This is a genomic window from Streptomyces sp. NTH33, from assembly GCF_003236365.1.
In the GTDB taxonomy this organism is placed as follows: Bacteria; Actinomycetota; Actinomycetes; order Streptomycetales; family Streptomycetaceae; genus Streptomyces.
Genome location: NZ_POTZ01000004.1, coordinates 1 through 19,259, shown reverse-complemented (window position 1 = coordinate 19,259; position 19,259 = coordinate 1). Strand labels below are relative to the sequence as shown.

The following is a 19,259-nucleotide window of genomic DNA, read 5'->3' as shown; positions in this document are numbered from 1 at the left end:
CAAAGTGAACAGCGTTCTCGTTTCGGCGCAGTGTTAACGCGATGAAGGTGCGAATGTGAGTACCCAGACCCAGGCACCGGCGGGCCCCGACCGGCCGGGAGACGTCACCGCAACCCCCGCGATCGAGATCAGCGGGCTGACCAAGACGTACGGCTCGTCCGACACGCCGTCCGTCGACAACGTGTCCCTGTCGGTCCCGGCCGGCACGGTCTTCGGTTTCCTGGGCCCCAACGGCGCGGGGAAGACCACCACGATCAAGATCCTGGCGGGACTGCTGTCCGCCACGTCCGGCAGGACGCTCCTGAACGGCTACGACGTCACCAAGCAACGCTCCGCCGCGATGCAGCAGTTCGGCGCGGTCCTGGAGGGCTCCCGGAACGTCTACTGGACCCTCTCCGCATGGCAGAACCTCCAGTACTTCGGCCGCCTCAAGGGCATGCGCAGCGCCGATGTGCAGGTGCGCGCGGAGGAGCTGCTCAAGGGTCTCGACCTCTGGGACCGCCGGGACGAGAAGGTCGGCGGCTACTCCCGCGGCATGCAGCAGAAGGTCGCGGTGGCCACCGCGCTCATCGCCGACCCGCCCATCGTGCTGCTCGACGAGCCGACCCTCGGCCTGGATGTCGAGGCGACCCGCACCGTCATGGAGTGGATCCGCACGCTGTCGCGCGAACGCGGCAAGACGGTCCTGCTCACCACCCACCAGATGAACGTGGTGGAGGAGCTGTGCGACCGGGTGGCGGTCATCCGCAAGGGCCGGGTCATCGCGGACATGCCCACCGAGCAGCTGCTGTCGCAGTTCCGTGAGCGCGACGCCTACGAGGTCCGCGTCGAGGGCCACCTGCCGGAGCTCTCGCTGCCGGCCGGCTTCACCGCCAAGAGCGCCGAGGGCGCCACGATCGTCACCGGTCGGGTGGCCGAGCCGCAGGAGATCTACACGCTCGTCGACCGGCTCCGCGAGCAGCACGCCGTGGTGCAGTCGCTCTCCCAGGTGGCGCCCGACCTCGAGGACGTGTTCATGGGTCTCATCAAGGAGCCCGCCCATGACTAGTCTCGCCCCCCTCCCCGCGCGGCGCGCCACCCGCCCCGCCGTCGGCTGGAGGCTCACCCCGCGCACCGGACTGAGTGTGCTGGGCGCCGAGATCCGCAAGGGCCTCCTGTCCCAACTCGCCCATCCCGCCGGGCACATCATCATGCTGACCATCAGCACGGTGCTGTACCTCGGCATGCAGTACGTGATGGGCCAGGGAGAACTGCGCCGCGACCTGCTCCCGGAGACCCTGGTCGCCATCAGCGGCTACTGGTTCCTGCACTACGGCAGCCTCGTCATGGTGGCGGACCTGGTTGAGGAGAAGCGCGGCGGCACGTACGCCCAGAGCCACATGTCGCCCGCTCCCCCGTGGGTTTTCATGATGGGGCGGCTGTTCACGGCGTCCCTGATGGGCCTCATGGTCGCCGTGGTCGCCACCCTGGTGCCGATGCTGGTGACCGGCGTGACGATCCCGCTGAAGCTCGCGGCGCTGCTGCCCTACGCGCTCGTCGTGGTCAACGTGCTGGCGTTCACCTTCGTGCTCGCCGCCATCGCGATCAACTCGCCGATGGTCGGCGCCCTCCACTCGCTGTTCACCTCGCTCGTCATCCTGCTGAACGGCTCGATGATGCCGCTCGGTCTGTACCCGGACTGGCTGGCGGTGGTCGCGCGCTTCCTGCCGACCACGCTCGGGATCGAGGCGACGACGAAGGTCCTCTTCGACGGGGCGTCGCTCGGGGACATCTGGTCGGACGGGACGCTGCCGTGGCTGCTGGCGTACACGTTCGCGCTCGTCCTCTTCGGAGGGTGGATCTTCGCCCGTAACCAACGCCGTGCCGTCCGCGACGGCCGGCTCGGCCAGTACTGACATGAGCGGGGACCTGTCATGACGACGCTCACTCCCATCGCCGACCGTGTCGGCCCGGCCCCGGCCGCCGGCCGGCCAGGCGCCGCCACGTACTACAACGGCTTCAAGAACGAGGTGCACAAGGGGCTGCTGAACTTCGCCGCCGGCTGGCGCGAGGTCGTGATCCAGATGATCACCTTCCCCATCTTCTTCCTGCTGCTCGTCCTGTTCATGGGCAAGGGCCAGCTGAAGGACGAACTGCTGCTGCCGGGGCTGCTCGGCATGGTGTCGCTGACCTTCATCCACGAGCAGGTGAACCGGGCCTTCTGGAGCTATCTCGGGGACATGCAGTCGGGTGTGCTCGAACAGACCTACCTGACCCCGCTGCCGTCCTGGACGCTGATCCTCGGCCGCCAGGTCGCCGCGGTGGTCTCGGCCCTGCCGAGCGCGCTGTCCGTGCTCGTCGTCGGTGTGATCACCATCGAGGCACGCGGCGGAGACACGCCCTTCGACGTGCAGATCCTGTTGCCCCTGGCGTCCATCGTGCTCGGCACCTGCGGGCTGGCGCTGATCCTGTGCGGACTGACCCTGGTGTTCAAGCGCATCCAGATCATCACGCAGTTCTCGATGGCCATCTGGTTCATCGCCGGCGGCACCTTCGTCCCGCTGGACAACATGCCGGACGTGACCGCGTTCCTCAGCCGGCTGCTGGTGCCGATCGCCCCGGGCATCGAGGCCATCCGCGACGTCCTGGTCGGCGGCCACTCCCTGCTGGACCTGCAGACCGGCTGGGGACTGTGGTGGGTGATCCTCCAGCCCCTCCTGCTGGTCGGCATCGGCGTGGTCCTCTTCGGCCGGCTGGAGCACGTGGCCAGGCGCCGGGGCACCCTGGGCCGGTATTGAGACCGGCCCCATGATCCTCCGGGCCGTCGGCGAAAAGGCGTCAACCCCCGTCCGAGACGCCGTGCCGGGCATCCCCCGTTCCGGCCAGCCAACGGATGACGCTCCCGCCGACGGCCCGGAGTCCTCCGTCCGCCACGATCGAGTAATGGTCCCCTTCCAGGAACTCGACCTCGGTCCCCGGGCACACCGCCCGCCAGCCCGCTCCCGGTTCGTGCACGTCCCCCTGCCGGGTCCGCGCGACGAACAGCAGGGCGGGCACGTCACAGGGGGCAGGACGGTAGGCGGCCAGCACCGACAGGTTGTGGGCGTGGGCGCCCGACAGCCGCTCGAACCCGGCCCGGTCGACCTCCGGAGGGAGCAGCCCGTGCGCGACGGCGGCGGCCCTGGCCGCACCGAGGACATCGCCCCCGGCCGCCTGGTGCACCGCAGTGACCAGGCCGGCCGGCGGACGGCCGCCCGCCAGGTCCCCCAGGAACTCGACGAGCCGTGCGGCCTCGTCGCGCGGCTGCCGGCCCTCGGCCATCAGGCTGTCGATCATCACCACACGACAGCGGTGCCCCCCGGCGGTCAGCTGCCGGGCCGCCTCGTAGGCGAGCACCCCGCCCATCGACCAGCCGCCCAGGAGGTACGGGCCCTCGGGCACCAGCTCCCGGAGCTCCCGGAGGTAGGCGGCGGCCATCGTCTCCAGATCCGCGTCGCCGGGGGTGTCGGAGCCCCCGACGAGCATCCGGCTCTGGAAGGCGTGCACCGGACCGGGCCAGACCTGTGCCAGGTCCCGGTAGCAGGCCACCGACCCGCCGACCGGATGAAACAGGATCAGCGGCTGCCCGCCGCCCGCGTCCGCGCCGTCGGCGAGGGTGACCGCACAGGCCGTCGGCCCGGCGCCGTCGTGCACGGCCGCGGCGAACTCGCGCAGGGTGGGCGACTCGAAGATCCTGCCGAAGGGGACCGCCGTGCCCAGTTCGGTGCGCACCCGGTTGACCAGCCGCAGCGCGAGCAGCGAGTTGCCGCCGAGGGCGAAGAAGTCGCTGTCCGGGCCCACCTGGCCGGCGTCCAGCAGTTCCTCCCACAGCTCACCGAGCCGGCGCATCACCTTGTCGTCCGGCGGCGGTACGTCCGTGGCGCCCGTCGGCGCCGACAGCAGCGCCGCGATCCGGCCGGTGTCGACCTTGCCGTTGGCCGTGAGCGGCAGCCGGTCCACGATCCCCAGCTGCCCGGGGACCATGTAGGCCGGCAGCCGCTCCCGCAGATGCGCCAGGATCCGCGGCGCGTCGGCGCCGGAGCCCTCCTCGGGCACTACCAGGGACACCAGACGCAGCGCGCCGCCCGGCGAGGGCGCCGCGCAGACCACGCACTCGGCGACGTCCGGATGGCTGCGCACCGCCGCCTCGACCTCACCCGGCTCGACGCGGAAGCCCTGGATCTGGACCTGGCGGTCCTCCCGGCCGAGGAACTCGATGGTGCCGTCGGGCCAGTAGCGTCCCAGATCGCCCGTCCAGTAGAGACGTTCACCGGTGTGCGGATTGCGCACGAAGCGTTCGGCGGTGCGCTCCGGGTCCCCCGCGTACCCGTCGGCGAGCCCCGCTCCCCCGATGTGGATGCGGCCGGTCGCCCACGGCACCCTGACCCTCATGTCGTGGTCGAGCACCCGCATCGTCTGCCCGTCGAGCGGGGTGCCGTACGGGATGCTGCGCCAGGACGGGTCCACCCGGCCCACCTCGAACCAGTTCGACCAGATGGCCGCCTCGGTCGCCCCGCCGAGGGCCAGCACACGCACGCCGTCCCACAGGGCGCGCATCCGGTCCGGGAGGGTGACGGGGATCCAGTCGCCGCTCAGCAGGAAGGCACGCAGCGGCGGCAGGTCCCCCGCCGGCGGCTGCGCGAGGACCTCGACCAGCATCTCGGCCAGCGCGGGGACGGAGTTCCACACGGTCACCCCGTGTGCGACGGCCGCCCGCGCCCAGCCCTCGGGATCGGGACGCCCGGTGGCCTCGGGGATCACCAGCGCGGCGCCGGCCGCGAGCGTGCCGAACACGTCCCAGACCGACAGGTCGAAGCTGAGCGAGGAGATGCCGAAGACCCGGTCGCCGGAGACGAGGCGCAGCCGGCGGTTGATGTCGGCGACGGTGTTCAGCGCCGCGCCGTGCGAGATCATGACGCCCTTCGGGGCACCGGTCGACCCCGAGGTGTGGATGACGTAGGCGAGTTCGCCCGGCTCGCCGGTGCGCGCTGCGAGCGGCGGTCCGGCGGCGAAGACCCGGTCCACGCACAGGGCGGGCAGGCCCCCGAGGGCGTCCGGCGCCGGTCCGGTGCGGGACTGGACCAGCACGGCCCGTGCGGCACAGGCGTCCAGCAGGCGGCCGATCCGCGCCGGCGGCAGGTCCGCGGCCACGGGGCAGTAGGCGGCGCCCGCCCGGAGCACGCCGAGCACGGCGGCGACCTGCTCCCAGCCCTTGGTCATGACCACCGGCACCACGTCACCGGAGCCGATGCCCTGCCCGGCCAGCCAGCGGGCCACCGCCCCCGAGACGCCTTCGAGTTCCCCGTAGGTCAGGGTGCGGTGCGCGGTGACCACGGCGGGGCGGCCCGGCCGCGCGGCCGCCATCCGCAGGAAGCCGTCCTCCAGCCGGCCAGCCGGGGGCTCGGCCCCGGCCGCGTTGAGCGTCTCGACCAGCGCGCGGTGGGCCGCGCCCGGCGCCTCGGGCGGCGCGTCGGCGCCGCCGGGGGCGGCGAGCTGCGCGACCATGCGGCGGTACGCGTCGAACATGGCGTCCGCCATCCCGTCGGGGAACGCCTCGTCGACGGTGTCCCACACGCACTCGACGCCGCCCCCGGGGACGTCCTTGATCTGCTGGTCGATCAGGACCTGCGGGGTGCGCAGGGCGGAGGTCACGGTGCGGCAGAAGCCTCGGCCGGCGACGGGGCGTTCCGCCGGTCCCAGCATGCTGTTGAAGACGTACGGCAGGGCGGCGCGCGACGTCCAGCCGCGCCGGGCGGCCAGTTCGCGGGTGACCCGGATCGCGCTCACGTCGGAGTGGCGCATGTCCTCCCACAGGCGCTTCTGGAGCGCGGCGGCGCGGGCGAAGAAGTCCGGGGACCGCGTCAGGTCCACCTCCAGCGGCAGGGTGGCACTGAACTGGCCGACCACCCCGGCCGCCTCGGGCCGGCGCGTCACCCAGTTCTGGTGCAGCACGTTCACGCAGAAGACGGGCTCCGCCGCCCAGGCGCCGAGGATCTCGGCGTACACGTGGAGCAGTCCCGTCGTCGGCAGGACGCGGTGGGCGCGGAAGTTGGCGCGGAAGCGCTGCCACTCGTCGGGGCCGAGCACGTACGAGCGGCGCGTGAGGCGGGCGGAGGCGATGCTGCTCTCCGGGCGGGCGAGCGGCAGCCGCGGGGCGCCGGGCAGGGTGTCGAGGCGTTCCTCCCAGTAGCGCCAGTGCTCCTGGTGCGCGGGGGTCGACTGGTCGGCGGCGCGGGCGAGGACGCTCTCCCGGAATGTGCCGGACGGCTCGGGCAGTTCGGCGTCCGGGTCGCGGTACAGCGCCCACCATTCGGCCTGGAGCCGGCGGGTGCTCGCCGAGTCGAGCAGCAGCAGGCTCATCGCGAAGTGCACCCGGGTGCGGTGCCGCCGCACCCGGTTGGCGGTGATCTCGAACAGCGGCCATCCGGTGGGCGAGGGGCCCTCGTCGCGCATGCGTTCGCGGGTGCGCAGGAGTTCCGCCTCCCGCTCCTCGGGGGTCAGGGCCGTCAGATCGGCGGTGCGCAGCCGGAACGGCGTCACCTCGCCGGGGGCGAGGACCCGCTGTCCCTCCTCGGACATCACGGTGCGCAGGTGTTCGTGGCGGGCGATCAGCAGATCGACCGCGCGGCTCGCGGCCCGGGGGTCGAAGCCGACGACGTCCATCTCGGTGTACAGGTTCGGCCGGAAGCCTCCGAGGTCCATGAGGGGGCTCGATCCGACGAGATACGCCGCCTGGAGGTCGGTCAGCGGAAAGACGTCCTGCGGCCCGGCGGGCGTGGCGGATGTCCGGTGGAATTCCGTGGGGTTCACTGCTGCCTCCAGGTGAATGCGCCGCTCGGCGCAGGCAGGTGTGCGGCGAGCGCCGACAGGACCTGTTCCCGGGCGCCCTCGTGCAGATAGAAGTGGCCGCCGTCGAACAGCCGGACCTCGGCGCCGGCGGCGGTGTGCTGCTGCCAGCCGGCCAGTTCGCCGGGCGTCGCCAGCGGGTCGTCCCGGCCGCCGAAGACGACGACGGGGCAGTCGAGCGGGCGTCCGGCCCGCCACCGGTAGGTCTCGGAGACGGCGAAGTCGGCGCGCACCATCGGCAGCAGCGCGGACAGCGCCGCGGCGCTGTCGAGCACCGCGGCCGGGGTGCCGTTCAGCTCCCGCAGGTGGTCGACGAGTTCGCGCTGGGGCGCGGCGTGGACGGCGCGCTGCCGGGACGGCAGGTGCGGGGCGCGCCGCCCCGAGGCGATCAGCAGCTCGGGGGCCCTGACGCCGCGTTCGCGCAGCCGGCGGCACATCTCGTAGCCGATCAGCGCACCCATGCTGTGGCCGAACCAGGCGTACGGCCGGTCCAGCAGGGGTTCGACGGCGTCGGCGAGCGCGCCGGTGAGCTCGTCGAGGCGGCGGTAGGGCGGTTCGGTGAACCGCTTCTCGCGGCCGGGGAGCCGGACGGACAGCACGTCGGCCCGCGGGGCGAGGCGTTCGGCCCAGCGCCGGTAGAGCGCGGCGCCGCCGCCCGTGTGCGGCAGGCAGAAGAGCCGTACGGGGGCGTCGTCGGACGCGGCCCAGCGGACGCACCAGTCGCCCTGCGGGCCGCGGGGCCGTGCCGCGGACCCGTGGCGGGAGGTCAGCGGCTCCACGACGCCGCTCTCTCCCCGAGCATGATGGCGCTGAGGTTGACAGGCGCGGCGGGGACGGTGGGCATCACGGAGGCGTCCACGACGCGCAGACCGCGCAGCCCGTGCACCCGGAGCCGTTCGTCGACGACCGCCTCGCGCCGGGACGCCGGGCCCATCGCGGCCGTGCCCGCCGGGTGCCAGGACGGGCAGACGAAGCGGGTGACCGCCCCCCGCAGCAGGGCGTCGTCGCGGACGGTCCTGTCGGTCCACAGGAAGAGCCGTTCGGTCAGGGGCGCGAGGTGCTCCCCGCTGACGGCGGACCACAGCATCCGGACGCCGGCCATCAGGCGCTCCACGTCCCTGGGGTCGGAGGCGAGCCCGAGTTCGATCACCGGCGGGCCGTCGGGCGCGCCGAGGGTGACGCGGCCGCGCGAGCGGGGCGACAGCAGCGAGGCGTGCAGCGAGAAGGCGGTGCGGCCGCGCAGCACACCGGCCATCCCGGGCACGTCGAGGCCGGTGATGCTGTTGACCAGGGTGAGGTTGAGTTTCGGGGCTCCGTCCGGGCCCGCGACCCGCGCGAGCACCTGGTGCATGGCCTCCCCCGCACGGACGGCGCCCTCGGCGGGCAGCGCCCACAGGGCGACGAGCGGATGCTCCACGAGGTTGGCGCCGACGCCCGGCAGGTCCGCCACCGGACGGATGCCCAGTCGGCCGAGGTCGCCGGCGGGGCCCACGCCGGAGCGCAGCAGGAGGGCGGGCGTGCCGATCGCCCCGGCGGAGAGTGTGACGCGGTCCGCGCCGATGCGCAGGGTCCGCCCGTCCCGTACGGCCTCCACACCGACCGCGGTGTCTCCGTCGAGGAGGACCCGGGTCACCTGGCAGTCTGCCGCCACGGTGAGCGACGGCCGGCCCCGGGCGGGTGCCAGGTAGGCCTCCGCGGTGGACACCCGCCGGCCGCCGGACTCGTTGCGCGGTATCGGCCCCGCCCCGGCCGTGCAGCCGGGGTCGTTCAGGTCGGCGACGGCCGGCACGCCGAGGTCCCGGCAGGCGGCGAGGAAGCCGTGGGACAGCGGCCCGTAGGCGTCCTCGGACAGCCGCCGGACCGGCACGGGGCCCTCGTTGCCGTGCCCGGGACCCTTGAAGTCCGCGTCGGCCTCCAGCCGGACGAAGTACGGCAGCACCTTCTCCCAGGCCCAGTCGGGGTTGCCGGCGGCCGCCCAGGCGTCGAAGTCGGAGGCCAGCCCGCGCAGCGCGAGGGCGCCGTTGACGGCCGACGAGCCGCCCACGGCCCTGCCGACGGCGTAGGGGTAGCGGCGTCCGTCCCCGCCCTGCCGGTCGACGTACGCCGAGTGGTCCCAGTTGGCGCCCGACAGCACCGGGTTGTCCGGGGATCCGGCGACCCGCCCGTCGGGCCCGGCCTCCAGCAGGAGCACCCGGCGCCCGGGGTCCTCGGACAGCCTGCCCGCGAGGGTCGCGCCGGCCGAACCGGCGCCGACGATCACCTCGTCCCAGTGGCCCTCGACGGTGTCCACGTCGCTCGTCCTCCCTTGTGTCGCGTCGTCCGGCACGGCGTCATCGCCCCGCGGCGAGCCGGTCGGCGAGTTCCGCGATGGTGGGGCATTCGAAGAGCAGCCCCAGGTCGTCCTCGGTGTCGTCCGAGAGCCCGATCTCCTCCCGGATCCTGGTGAGGATGAGGACGGCGTGCAGCGAGTCGCCCCCGAGTTCGAAGAAGTTGTCGTCGACGCCGAAGTCCTCCCGTTCGAGCACCTCGGTCCACATCCGCATCAGCCGCGTCTCCAGCTCGTCGCGGGGCGCGGTCTGCTCCTCCGGCGGCAGCGAGGCCCAGGGCACCGGCAGTGCGGCGCGGTCCACCTTGCCGTTGGCGCTGAGCGGTACCTCGTCGACGAAGAGGATGTGGTGCGGGACCATGTAGTCCGGCAGCAGCTTCTCGACGGCGGCGCGGACGACGGCGGCGTCCGCGGTGCCGACGGGCGCCCCGCCGGCGCGCACCAGGTGGGCGACGAGCTGGCGCCGGCCGGTGGAGGGGTTGCGTTCGACCCCGGCGAGTGCCTCGGCGACGTCCGGGGCCGAGCGCAACGCGGCCTCGATCTCGCCGAGTTCGATGCGGTAGCCGTTGAGCTTGACCTGGAAGTCGGCGCGGCCGAGGAAGTCGATGTCCCCGCCGGGCAGGTACCGTCCGAGGTCGCCCGTCCGGTAGAGCCGTTCGCCGGTCACCGGGTGGACGACGAAGCGCTCGGCGCTCAGTTCGGGGGCTGCCCAGTAGCCGCGGGCCACGCCGGTGCCGCCGATCCAGATCTCCCCGGTGGTCCAGACCGGACAGGGGGTCAGGTGCGCGTCCAGGACGTACAGGGTCTGGTTGGCCAACGGCTTGCCGTAGGGAATCCGGGTCCACTCCGGGGACACCTCGTCGATCGGGTGGTGCACGGACCAGATCGACGCCTCGGTGGCGCCGCCGAGGCTGACGACGCGCGCCCCGGGGTGCTGGGCGCGGACCGCGTCCGGCAGCGTGACCGGTATCCAGTCGCCGCTCAGGAGCACCAGGCGCAGCGGGGAGGCGGCCGGGGAGCCGCCCGGCGCCGCGGCGCGGGCCTCGGTCATCGCCTGCATCAGCGCCGGCACCGAGTTCCAGACGGTCACGCCGTGGCGGCGCACCAGGGCGTCCCAGTGCAGCGGGTCGTGGGCCTGGCCGGGGGACGGGAAGACCACGGCGGCGCCGGCGGCCAGGGCGCCGAAGACGTCGTACACGGAGAGGTCGAAGCTGAGGGCGGACAGGGCGAGCACCCGGTCGCCCGGGCCGACGGCGAAACGCCGGTTGATGTCCTGCACGGTGTTGGCGGCGGCGCCGTGGTCGATCATCACGCCCTTGGGCTCGCCGGTGGAGCCGGAGGTGAAGATGACGTACGCCAGGTCGCCGGGCGCGACGCCGGTCTCGGGGGGCGTCGGGTCGGCGGCCTGCACCTCGGGGTCGTCGGGGGTGACGACCCGGACGCCCTCGGGCCAGTCGAGCCCGTCCCGGCCGGCGCGGTCCGTCACGACGACGCGCGCATCGCCCCGTTCGATGAGCCGGTGCCGTCGGGCGGCCGGCCAATCGGGGCTGATCGGCAGGTACGCGCCGCCCGACAGGGCGATCGCGAGCACGGCGGTGACCTGGTCGACGCCGCGTTCCATGACGACGGCGGTCAGGGTGTCGCGGCGCGCGCCCAGTTCGACGAGCCGGCGGGCCAGCCGTGAGGCGCGGGCCAGCACGTCGGCGTAGCGGTGGGAGCCGCGCTCGTCGACGACCGCGACCGCGTCGGGACAGCCGAGGGCGCGGGAGACGACGAGGTCGCCGAGGGTGCGGGCGGGGATCGGTTCCGCGGTGTCGTTGGCGGCGTCCCGCTCGGCGCGCTGCCAGTCGGGCAGCCGGTCGGCCGGGGCGGTGTCGGTCCAGGCGTCCGGGTCGGCGGCGAGCCGGTCCAGCACCGTGCGGTAGGCGGCGAACATGTCGTCCAGCAGACCGGCCGGGAAGAGCGCCTCGACGGCGTCCCAGTTGTACAGCAGGGCGCCGCGTTCCTCGGTGACCTGGTGGTCGAGCCACACCTGGGGCGTCTGGGTGATGCCGTACACCTCGTCGCCGAAGAAGCGGATGCCCTCCGACGGGTCCGCTCCCCCGCTGCCCAGCACCAGGGCGCTGGTGAAGACCACCGGCATCGACGCGCCGGGTCCGCCGCCGCCGCGGCGGGTCCGCTCGCGCAGCACTCGCACCCCGCTGAACTCCGGGTGCTCCAGGTCGCGCATGAGCTGCTGCTGGAGCCTGCGCACCCGGTCACCGAAGGACTCGTCGGCCCGTGCGGTGACCGCGAGGAGCGACACGGAGGTGAAGTCGCCGATGAGTTCGCCCATGCGCGGGTGGGACTGGGGGCGGTTGAAGAGGGTGAGGTCCAGGGTGAAGTCCGGCTCGCTCGACCAGGTCCGCAGCACATCGGCGTAGGCGGTCATGAGCACGGCGGACGGGGTGACCCCCGCCTGCCGGGCGCGCTCCTTCAGCGCCGTCCACCGCTCCGACTCCAGCCGGCCCCCGCGGTGGGAGAACTCGGGGCGGCCGATCGTGGCGGGCTGCACGGCGAGCGGCAGCGCGGGGGCGGCGGGCAAGCCGTCGAGGCGGTCCAGCCAGTACGCCTCGGCGGCTCGGTAGCGGTCGGAGTCCTGGGCCGCCGCTTCCGCCAGCACATGGTCGCGGTAGCTCAGGTCCAGGGGCTCGGGCGACCAGGCGGGGTCCTCGTAGAAGCGGCGCCAGTCCTGGAAGAGCAGGTACATGCTGTAGCCGTCGAGGATCAGGGTGTCCAGGCTGACGTGCAGCCGCAGCCGGCCGGCGTCGAGCCGGGAGGCGCGGATGTCGAACAGCGGCCAGCGGTCCGCCGGCAGCACCTGATGGTCCATCTCCTCGCGGGTGCGCAGGAGCTCCTGCTCCTGCTTCTCCTCGGCGAGCCCGCTGAGGTCGGCGACGGGCAGACGGTAGGCGGGCACGTCCGCGAGGACGCGCTGCCGGCCGTCCGGCGCGATGACGGCCCGCAGCATGTCGTGCCGTGCGATGACCGCGCGCAGGCTCCGCTCCAGGCGGTCGGTGTCGAGTCCGGTGCGTTCGAGTTCGAAGTAGATGTGGGTGGAGACGCCGCCGAGTTCGACGGCGGAGCCGCGGCCCACCCAGTACGCGTGCTGGATGTCGGTCAGCGGGAAGGGTTCGTGGCGCTCCTCGGGACGCGGCACCAGTGCGGGCGTCTCGGGGGCCGCGGACATCTCCCGCAGCATGGCCACGAGGTCGTCGCGGTGGGCGCGCAGGTCGTCGCGCAGCCACGGGGTGAGGGCGCCGGCCGGGGCCACCACGTCCAGCTTGCCGTCGCTCAGGCGCAGCTTGATGCCGTGCCGCCGCAACTCGCCGAGCAGGTCCTGAATCACCGTGGATCTCCTCCGTCTCCGGCTGGCGTGGTCACCGGGCCCCCGCGGCCCGGGTGGGGGTGCCGTCCAGCGCGTCGGCGACGATGTCCGCCGATGTGCCGGAGAGCAGGGTGTGGTGGGTGCCGGGCACCCGGCGGGTGGTGACGGCACCGGTCGTCAGGGCGGACCAGCCCCAGTCGGGGTCGTCCGCGTGGGGGTGGCCGGCGAACTCGCTGACCTGTCCTTCGGTGGCGCGCAGCACGGTGATGTCGGCGGCGACCGGGGACGCGGTGTACCGGTTGCACGCGTCCACCACCGCACGGAACACCGCGAAGGTGTCGGCCAGTTCGCGCCGGTCCGTGCCGGGGGTCGCAAGGCCCCGCTCGCGCAGCGCGTCGAGTGCCGTGCCGAGCCGCTCCTCCACGGGCGCCCCGGCGGGGCCGGGCAGGCCCTCGGCCCCCGGTGTCCGCGCGTCGAAGCCGATGTCGAGGTCCTCCAGGAACCAGAGCAGCATCCGGGTCTCGTCCACGGGCGCTTCGGCGGGCCCCGCACCGGGCAGCGGCGCCGGCGAGTCGACGACCGCGAGCCGTTCGACGGTCTCGCCGCGCTCCTCCAGCAGCCGGACGACCTCGGCGGCGATCACCGCGCCGGACGACCAGCCGCCGATCCGGTACGGCCCCCGGGGCCGCTCCGCCGCGATCGCCTCGGCGTACAGGGCGGCGAGGCCGGGCACGCTGTCCACCGGCTCCCGGCCGGTGGCCGGGCCGGGAGCCTGGAGGGCGAGGAACGGGCGGTCGCGGGCCTCGGCAAGGCCGCGGTAGCAGAGCACGTTGCCGCCCGCGGGATGGACGAAGAACCAAGGGGTCTCGTCCGCGCCGGACGGACGCAGCCGCACGAGCGGGCTCCAGTCGCCGGGGCGGTCCTCCAGCCACTCGGCGAGCTCGGCGACGGTGCGGCGTTCCAGCAGGGTGCCGAGCGGGACCCGGTGCCCGAGGGTGCGGGCGATCTGCCCGATCACCCGCAGGGCGGTGAAGGACTGCCCGCCGAGGTCGAAGAAGTCGTCGTGCGTGCCGACGCGTTCGCGTCCGAGCACCGACCGCCAAATCTCCGCCAGCGCCCGCTCGGTGGGGGTGCCGGGCGCACCGGAGGTGTCGTCCCCGCCGGTGGCGGCCGGGCTCAGCGCCTCCAGCGCCTTGCGGTCGACCTTGCCGTTGGAGGTGAGGGGCAGGGTGTCCAGCACGGTCACGTGAGCGGGCACCATGTAGCCCGCGAGGCGCCGGGCGAGTGCCTTCTGCACCTCGGCGGGCACCGGGGCGGGCCGTCCCTCCTCCGCCGTCAGGTACGCCGCGAGCTGCTTGCCGGATTCGGTCGGGCGGGCCACCACGGCGGCCTGTGCGACGCCGGGGACATCGAGCAGCGCGTGCTCGATCTCGCCGGGTTCGACGCGGAAGCCCTGGACCTTGACCTGGAAGTCCGTCCTGCCGAGGAACTCGATGTTCCCGTCGGGCATCCGGCGCCCCAGATCACCGGTCCGGTAGAGACGTTCACCGGTGCCGGGGTGGCGTACGAAGGCGGCGGCGGTCCGTTCGTCGTCCCCGAAGTAGCCGAGGGCGACGCCGACGCCGCCGATGTACAGCTGGCCCGCGACCCAGTCGGGCGTCTGCCTGCCGAGGTCGTCCAGGACGTACCAGCTCTGGTTGGCGAGCGGTTTGCCGTACGGGATGCTCGTCCACCGCGGGTCCGTCCGGTCGACGGGGTGGCAGATCGACCAGATGGACGCCTCGGTGGCCCCGCCGAGACCGATCACCCGCGCCCCGGGGGCCACGGCACGGATACGGTCGGGCAGTCCGACCGGAATCCAGTCGCCGCTGAGCAGCACCGTCCGCAGGTCCGGGAAGGTGAGGCCCGCTCCCTCGGCCTCCTCGACGAAGAGCTGCATCAGGGCGGGCACGGAGTTCCACACCGTGACGCCGTGTTCGCGCACGCTCCGGGCCCAGGAGGCGGGATCGGGCGGACCGGGGTCGGCGAGCACCAGCCGGGCCCCGGCCTCCAGCGCTCCGAAGATGTCGTAGACCGACAGGTCGAACCAGAGCGACGACACCCCGAACAGCACGTCGTCGGAGGTGATCCCGAACCGGGTGTTGATGTCGACGACCGTGTTGAGCGGCCCGCGGTGGTCGAGCACCGCGCCCTTGGGGCGTCCCGTCGAGCCGGAGGTGTAGATGACGTAGGCCGGGTCGCCGGGGTTCCGCGCCGGCTCCGGGCCGGACACCTGCGAGGACCCGTCCCGCGGCGGTGTCCCGGCGACCAGCAGCGGCGCGCCGGTCAGCGCGGAGAGCCCCTCCTGCCGGTCGGCCGTGGTCAGCACGGCGGCGGCCGCGGTGTCCGCGAGGACGTAGCGCACCCGGTCCGCCGGCCAGTCGGGGTCGACAGGCACATACACGGCGCCTGCAGTCAGCGCGCCGAGAACCGCCGTGATCTGCTCCGCTCCGCGCGACGCGGCCACGGCGACCATGTCGCCGGGCGCTACCCCGGCGGCCCGCAGCGCCCCGGCGGTGTCCCGGGCCCGTGCCGCGAGGTCGCCGTAGCCGAGAACCGCACCGGCGGTGACGACCGCCGGCCGCTCCGGCCGCTGCGCCGCGCGGCGCTCCAGCGCGTCGTGCAGCAGCCCCCCGGGCACCTCGCCCGCGGGGGCATTGAGGGCGGCGATGCGCTCGCGCTGGTCGTCGGGCAGCGGGGCGAAGGCCCGTTCCCCCCATGCCTCGTCACCGGCGGCGAGACGTAGCACGATCGAGCGGTACGCCTCCTGCATCGCGTCGACGAGCCCCGGCGGGAACATGTCCTCGATGACGTCCCAGATGACCCAGAGGCTGCCGTCCTTCAGGTCCCAGAACTCGCAGTCGATCAGTGTCTGCGGCGTCTCCAGCAGGCTGTCCACGGGCCGTTCGGCCCCGCCGACGAAGAGGGCGCTGCCGACGGCGAACGGACACACCGCCTTTCCGGGGGTGCGCCGGTGCTGGTTGAGGGCCTGGAGCACCTTCACGCCGCTCCAGTAGACGTGCTCGACGTCCTGGAGGACCTGCTTCTGCAGCCGCAGGGCGCGGTCCTCGAACGCCTCGTCGTGCCGCCAGTCGACCTCCAGCGGGTAGAGCGAGGCGAAGTTGCCGAAGACCTCGCTCATCTGCGGGTGCAGCGGCAGCCGGTGGGTGATCATGTTGTTGAGCAGGAAGTGCCGGGACCCGCTCCAGTAGGAGAGAACCTCGGCGTGGACGGCGCACAGGACGTTGGTGGTCGTCAGGCCGCGGGTGGCGGCCTTCTCCTTGACCGAGGCCCAGACCTCGGGCGCGAAGAGGAGTTCCCGGCGCTCCAGCCGGGAGCGCCGCCGCGGGTCCGCGCCGTTCGCCAGCGGTATCTCGGGGGCTCCGGGCCAGCCGGCGATGCGGTCCGTCCAGTACTTCCGGGACGCCTGGCCCAGTGGGGACTCCTCCAGTTCGGCCAGGGCCAGCACGCAGTCCCGGTAGCTGATCTCGAGCTCGGGCGGCGCGTATCCGGGGTCGTCGTAGCGCCGCAGCACCGTGTCGATGAAGCGCAGGGTGGCGGGGGCGTCGCTGAAGAGGTTGTTGTTGTTGTAGTGGAGCTTGGCAGCGCCGTCCGGCAGCAGGCTGACCCGCATGTCCACCCACGGCCACCGGTCGTGCACCGGCTCGCAGCGCTTCATCTCCTCGCGGACCCGGCCGATGTGCGCCCGCACGCCGTCGGCGTCCTCGCCGCGAACGTCGTAGACCTCGATGCGGGCGGGCGCCGGGTCGCGGACCGTCTCCAGCCGCAGATCGTCCCGCACCACGACGAGGTTCCTGCGCTGGTGCTCGAGTTCCCGGTTGAGCGCCTTCTCCAGCCGCTCCGGGTCCACCTCGGCGAGGTCGTACTCCATGTACTGGTGGGGGCGTACGTAGTACTCGAAGCCCTCCCGGCTGCCCATGATGAAGGACATCTGGAGATCGGACGGCGCGAACGGTTCGTAGAGGTTCTCCTCGTCCGCCTCGACGACCGGCAGGTCCCGGGCCGGCTCGCGCTGCTCACGGTTGCTGCCGAGCCAGGCGACGAGGTCCGGCTTGTGGCGGCCGAGCCGCTCCCTCAGTGCGGGGGTGAGCGCTCCCTTGGGTGCGATCACCTCGATCCTGTCGTCTGCGGCGAGCCGCAGACGGATGCCCGCCCGGGCGAGGTCGTCGAGCAGGGCAGGAACCTCGGCCGTGCTGTTGTCGGTCACAGCGGGATCTCCTTGTCCGCCGGTTGACGAGTCGTGAGGGCCGGGATGCGGGAGCGGTGGGGCGGTCACAGCGTCAGCACCTCGGTCTCGGCGTCGTCGTGTTGCTCGTCGTCGGCGGCCAGCACGCTCATGGCCGAGAGCTGGCGGCAGACCAGCTCGGAGATCTGGCGTGCGCTGCCGCCGCCGAAGAGGAAGTCGGCGGGGACGTCCGCGAAGAAGTCGGCCCGCAGCCGGTTGCGCAGCCTGATGGTGGTCAGCGAATCGAAGCCGAGTTCGTTGAGGTGCCGGTGCCCGAAGGTGGGGCGCATCGCCTCCCGTTCGGCATCGGACAGGCCGAGGACCGCGGCGACCACGTCGAGCAGCCGGCCGAGCACGGCCTCGGACGCCTCATCGGGACGTTCGACGGCCAGCCTCACCAAATCCTCCGCCGCGCCTTCCCCGGTGCCCTCGGCGGCGGGGCCGGTGCCGGCCGGCACCAGGTCGGCGAGGAGGGTGTCGGGCCGTGCGCGGCCGGTGGCAGAGCCGAACCGCGCCCAGTCGACCGCGCCCACGGCGACGTGCCCGGTGCCGCCGGCCGACACGCGGTCGAGGGCGTCCAACGCCTCGTCGGCCGCCATCCCGTGGACGCCGAGGGCGGCGAAGTCGCGGAGCAGCCCGCGGTCGGCCGCCATGCCCGCCCCGGACCAGGCGCCCCACCCGACGCTCAGCGCGGGAAGGCCCTCGCGCCGACGGTGGAGGGCCAGCGCGTCGAGGAAGGTGTTCGCCATCAGATAGCCGGGCTGGCCCGTCAGTCCGGTCAGCGCGCCGAGGGCGGAGCACAGCACGAAGAAGCCGAGGTCGAGACGGCGGGTGCGGCGGTGCAGCAGCCAGGCGCCCTTGACCTTGGGGTCCATCGCCCGGCGCAGACCGTCCCAGCCGGCCTCCTCGACGACCGCGTCGTCGGTGGTCCCGGCGGCGTGCACGATTCCGTGCAGCGGAGGCAGGGTGGCCTCGGCGTGGGCGAGGACCCGGTCGAGGGCGGTCTCGTCGGCGACGTCGGCGGCCAGCATCTCGACGCGCACACCGCGCTCCCGGAGCGCAGCGACCTGCGCGGGCGTCCGCTCGGGCACGGTCCTGCCGACGAGCAGCAGGGTGTCCGCGCCCTTGTCGGCGAGCCGGCCGGCGACGGCGAGGCCGACGCCGCCGAGCCCGCCGGTGATCAGGTACGTCGCACCGGGCCGGACCGGGAGGGGGCCGGGCGCGCCTTCCTCCTGCGGGAAGGCCGGTCTGGCGGCCTCTGCGTCGCGCAGGCGGGCCTCGTACCAGCGTCCGCCGCGTACGGCGAGGTGACCGGATCCGGCGAGGGCGGAGGCCCGGTCGAGGATCTCGGCCGGCGCGGGCGCGGGGGCGCCCGGGTCCAGATCGACCTGGACACAGGTGAGTTCGGGGTACTCGGCGACGACCGCGCGGGTGAGGCCCGTGAGCACCGACCGGCCCGGGGACGCGGGCCCGCCGTCCGGAGCGGCCGCTCCCGTCGTGCAGACGACGACGTCGGGCCGCAGGGCGGCGAAAGTCCGCAGGAAGGCCCCGAGCACGGCCGTGGTGTCCCGGGCCAGCCGGTAGGCGGTGGCGACGACGCTCTCGGACCCGGGCGCGGCGCCGTGGGTGCCGCTGTCCGTGTCCGTGTCCGTGTCCGTGTCCGTGTCCGTGAGCAGGATCAGCCCGCCGACGGCGCCTCGGGTCCGATGAACGTCCTCGAAGGCGACGCGTGCCGCGCCCGCGGGGTCGGGAGCGCCGTCCGGACCGGGCGCGATGTGCACCGCCGTCGCCGGGACGCCGCGTGCCGCGAGCTGCGCGCGCCACGCGGCGAGTGCGTCGCGGTCGGCGCCGCAGACGAGCCAGTCGCCCTCCGTGACGGCGGGGACGGCGGAGGCGCCGGGGGCCGCGGCAGCCGGCTGCCAGGCGACGGCGTAGGTCCGGGCGACCGGCGTCGCGGCGGCGTCCGGCACGGAACGCGGCACCGCGCGGAAGCGCAGCCCCTCGACGACGGCCAGGACCTCACCGGTCGGGGAGAGGACGTCCAGGTCGAGCAGGACGTCCGCGGTGCCCTCCGTGGTGCGCCGGCGGGTCCGGCAGGTGACCTCCGGCGGCAGCGGGGCGTACACGTCGAGGCGTTCGACCCCGACGGGCACCCGGAGGACGCCGTCGTCGGCGAAGGCGATCAGCGTCTGGAAGCAGGCGTCCAGCACGACCGGGTGCAGCAGATAGGCGTCCCCGTCGCGGGCGGCCTCCGGCACCTCGATCCGGGCCACCGCGCGGTCGCCGTCGCGCCACACCCGCCGCATCGCGCGGTAGGCGGGTCCGTAGTCCAGGCCGATGTCGCGGTAGGCGGCGTACAGCCGGTCGGTGGCCAGTTCCGGCGTCGCCGGGGAGGGCTCTGGCACGGGGGCCAGGGC

The 19,259-nt window shown here is 73.8% G+C and carries 9 protein-coding genes; 3 read left to right on the top strand and 6 right to left on the bottom strand.

All coding sequences use genetic code 11. The features are described 5' to 3' along the window. Positions 1 to 55: 55 nt before the first annotated feature. The 3 genes from C1I97_RS00845 to C1I97_RS00835 are packed head-to-tail and all read left to right on the top strand — an operon-like array spanning position 56 to position 2,777. Positions 56 to 1,048, top strand: a complete 993-nt coding sequence (locus C1I97_RS00845) for an ABC transporter ATP-binding protein (protein ID WP_111001278.1) — start codon at positions 56 to 58, stop codon at positions 1,046 to 1,048. Next, positions 1,041 to 1,895, top strand: coding sequence for an ABC transporter permease (locus C1I97_RS00840; protein ID WP_111001277.1), 855 nt, complete (start codon positions 1,041 to 1,043; stop codon positions 1,893 to 1,895). Before C1I97_RS00845 ends, C1I97_RS00840 begins: the two co-directional genes overlap by 8 nt. 18 nt (positions 1,896 to 1,913) lie before the next feature. Further along, positions 1,914 to 2,777: an ABC transporter permease gene (locus C1I97_RS00835; protein ID WP_111001276.1), complete on the top strand. Its 864-nt coding sequence runs from the start codon at positions 1,914 to 1,916 to the stop codon at positions 2,775 to 2,777. Between the two features lie 40 nt (positions 2,778 to 2,817). Here C1I97_RS00835 and C1I97_RS00830 read toward each other — a convergent pair whose 3' ends face one another. The 6 genes from C1I97_RS00830 to C1I97_RS00805 all read right to left on the bottom strand — a co-directional run. Further along, positions 2,818 to 6,828, bottom strand: coding sequence for a non-ribosomal peptide synthetase (locus C1I97_RS00830; protein WP_111001275.1), 4,011 nt, complete (start codon positions 6,826 to 6,828; stop codon positions 2,818 to 2,820). After that, positions 6,825 to 7,643, bottom strand: a complete 819-nt coding sequence (locus tag C1I97_RS00825) for a thioesterase II family protein (RefSeq protein ID WP_258382359.1) — start codon at positions 7,641 to 7,643, stop codon at positions 6,825 to 6,827. The genes C1I97_RS00830 and C1I97_RS00825 overlap by 4 nt, the downstream gene beginning before the upstream one ends. After that, positions 7,631 to 9,154: a GMC family oxidoreductase gene (locus C1I97_RS00820; protein ID WP_181446497.1), complete on the bottom strand. Its 1,524-nt coding sequence runs from the start codon at positions 9,152 to 9,154 to the stop codon at positions 7,631 to 7,633. The genes C1I97_RS00825 and C1I97_RS00820 overlap by 13 nt, the downstream gene beginning before the upstream one ends. A gap of 40 nt (positions 9,155 to 9,194) precedes the next feature. Next, on the bottom strand, positions 9,195 to 12,578 hold the full coding sequence (locus tag C1I97_RS00815) for a non-ribosomal peptide synthetase (protein WP_111001273.1): 3,384 nt from the start codon (positions 12,576 to 12,578) through the stop codon (positions 9,195 to 9,197). A gap of 31 nt (positions 12,579 to 12,609) precedes the next feature. Further along, positions 12,610 to 16,824, bottom strand: coding sequence for a non-ribosomal peptide synthetase (locus C1I97_RS00810; protein WP_111001272.1), 4,215 nt, complete (start codon positions 16,822 to 16,824; stop codon positions 12,610 to 12,612). Positions 16,825 to 16,889: 65 nt separating this feature from the next. Next, on the bottom strand, positions 16,890 to 19,259 hold a 2,370-nt coding region (locus C1I97_RS00805), incomplete at its 5' end, for an SDR family NAD(P)-dependent oxidoreductase (RefSeq protein ID WP_146608124.1).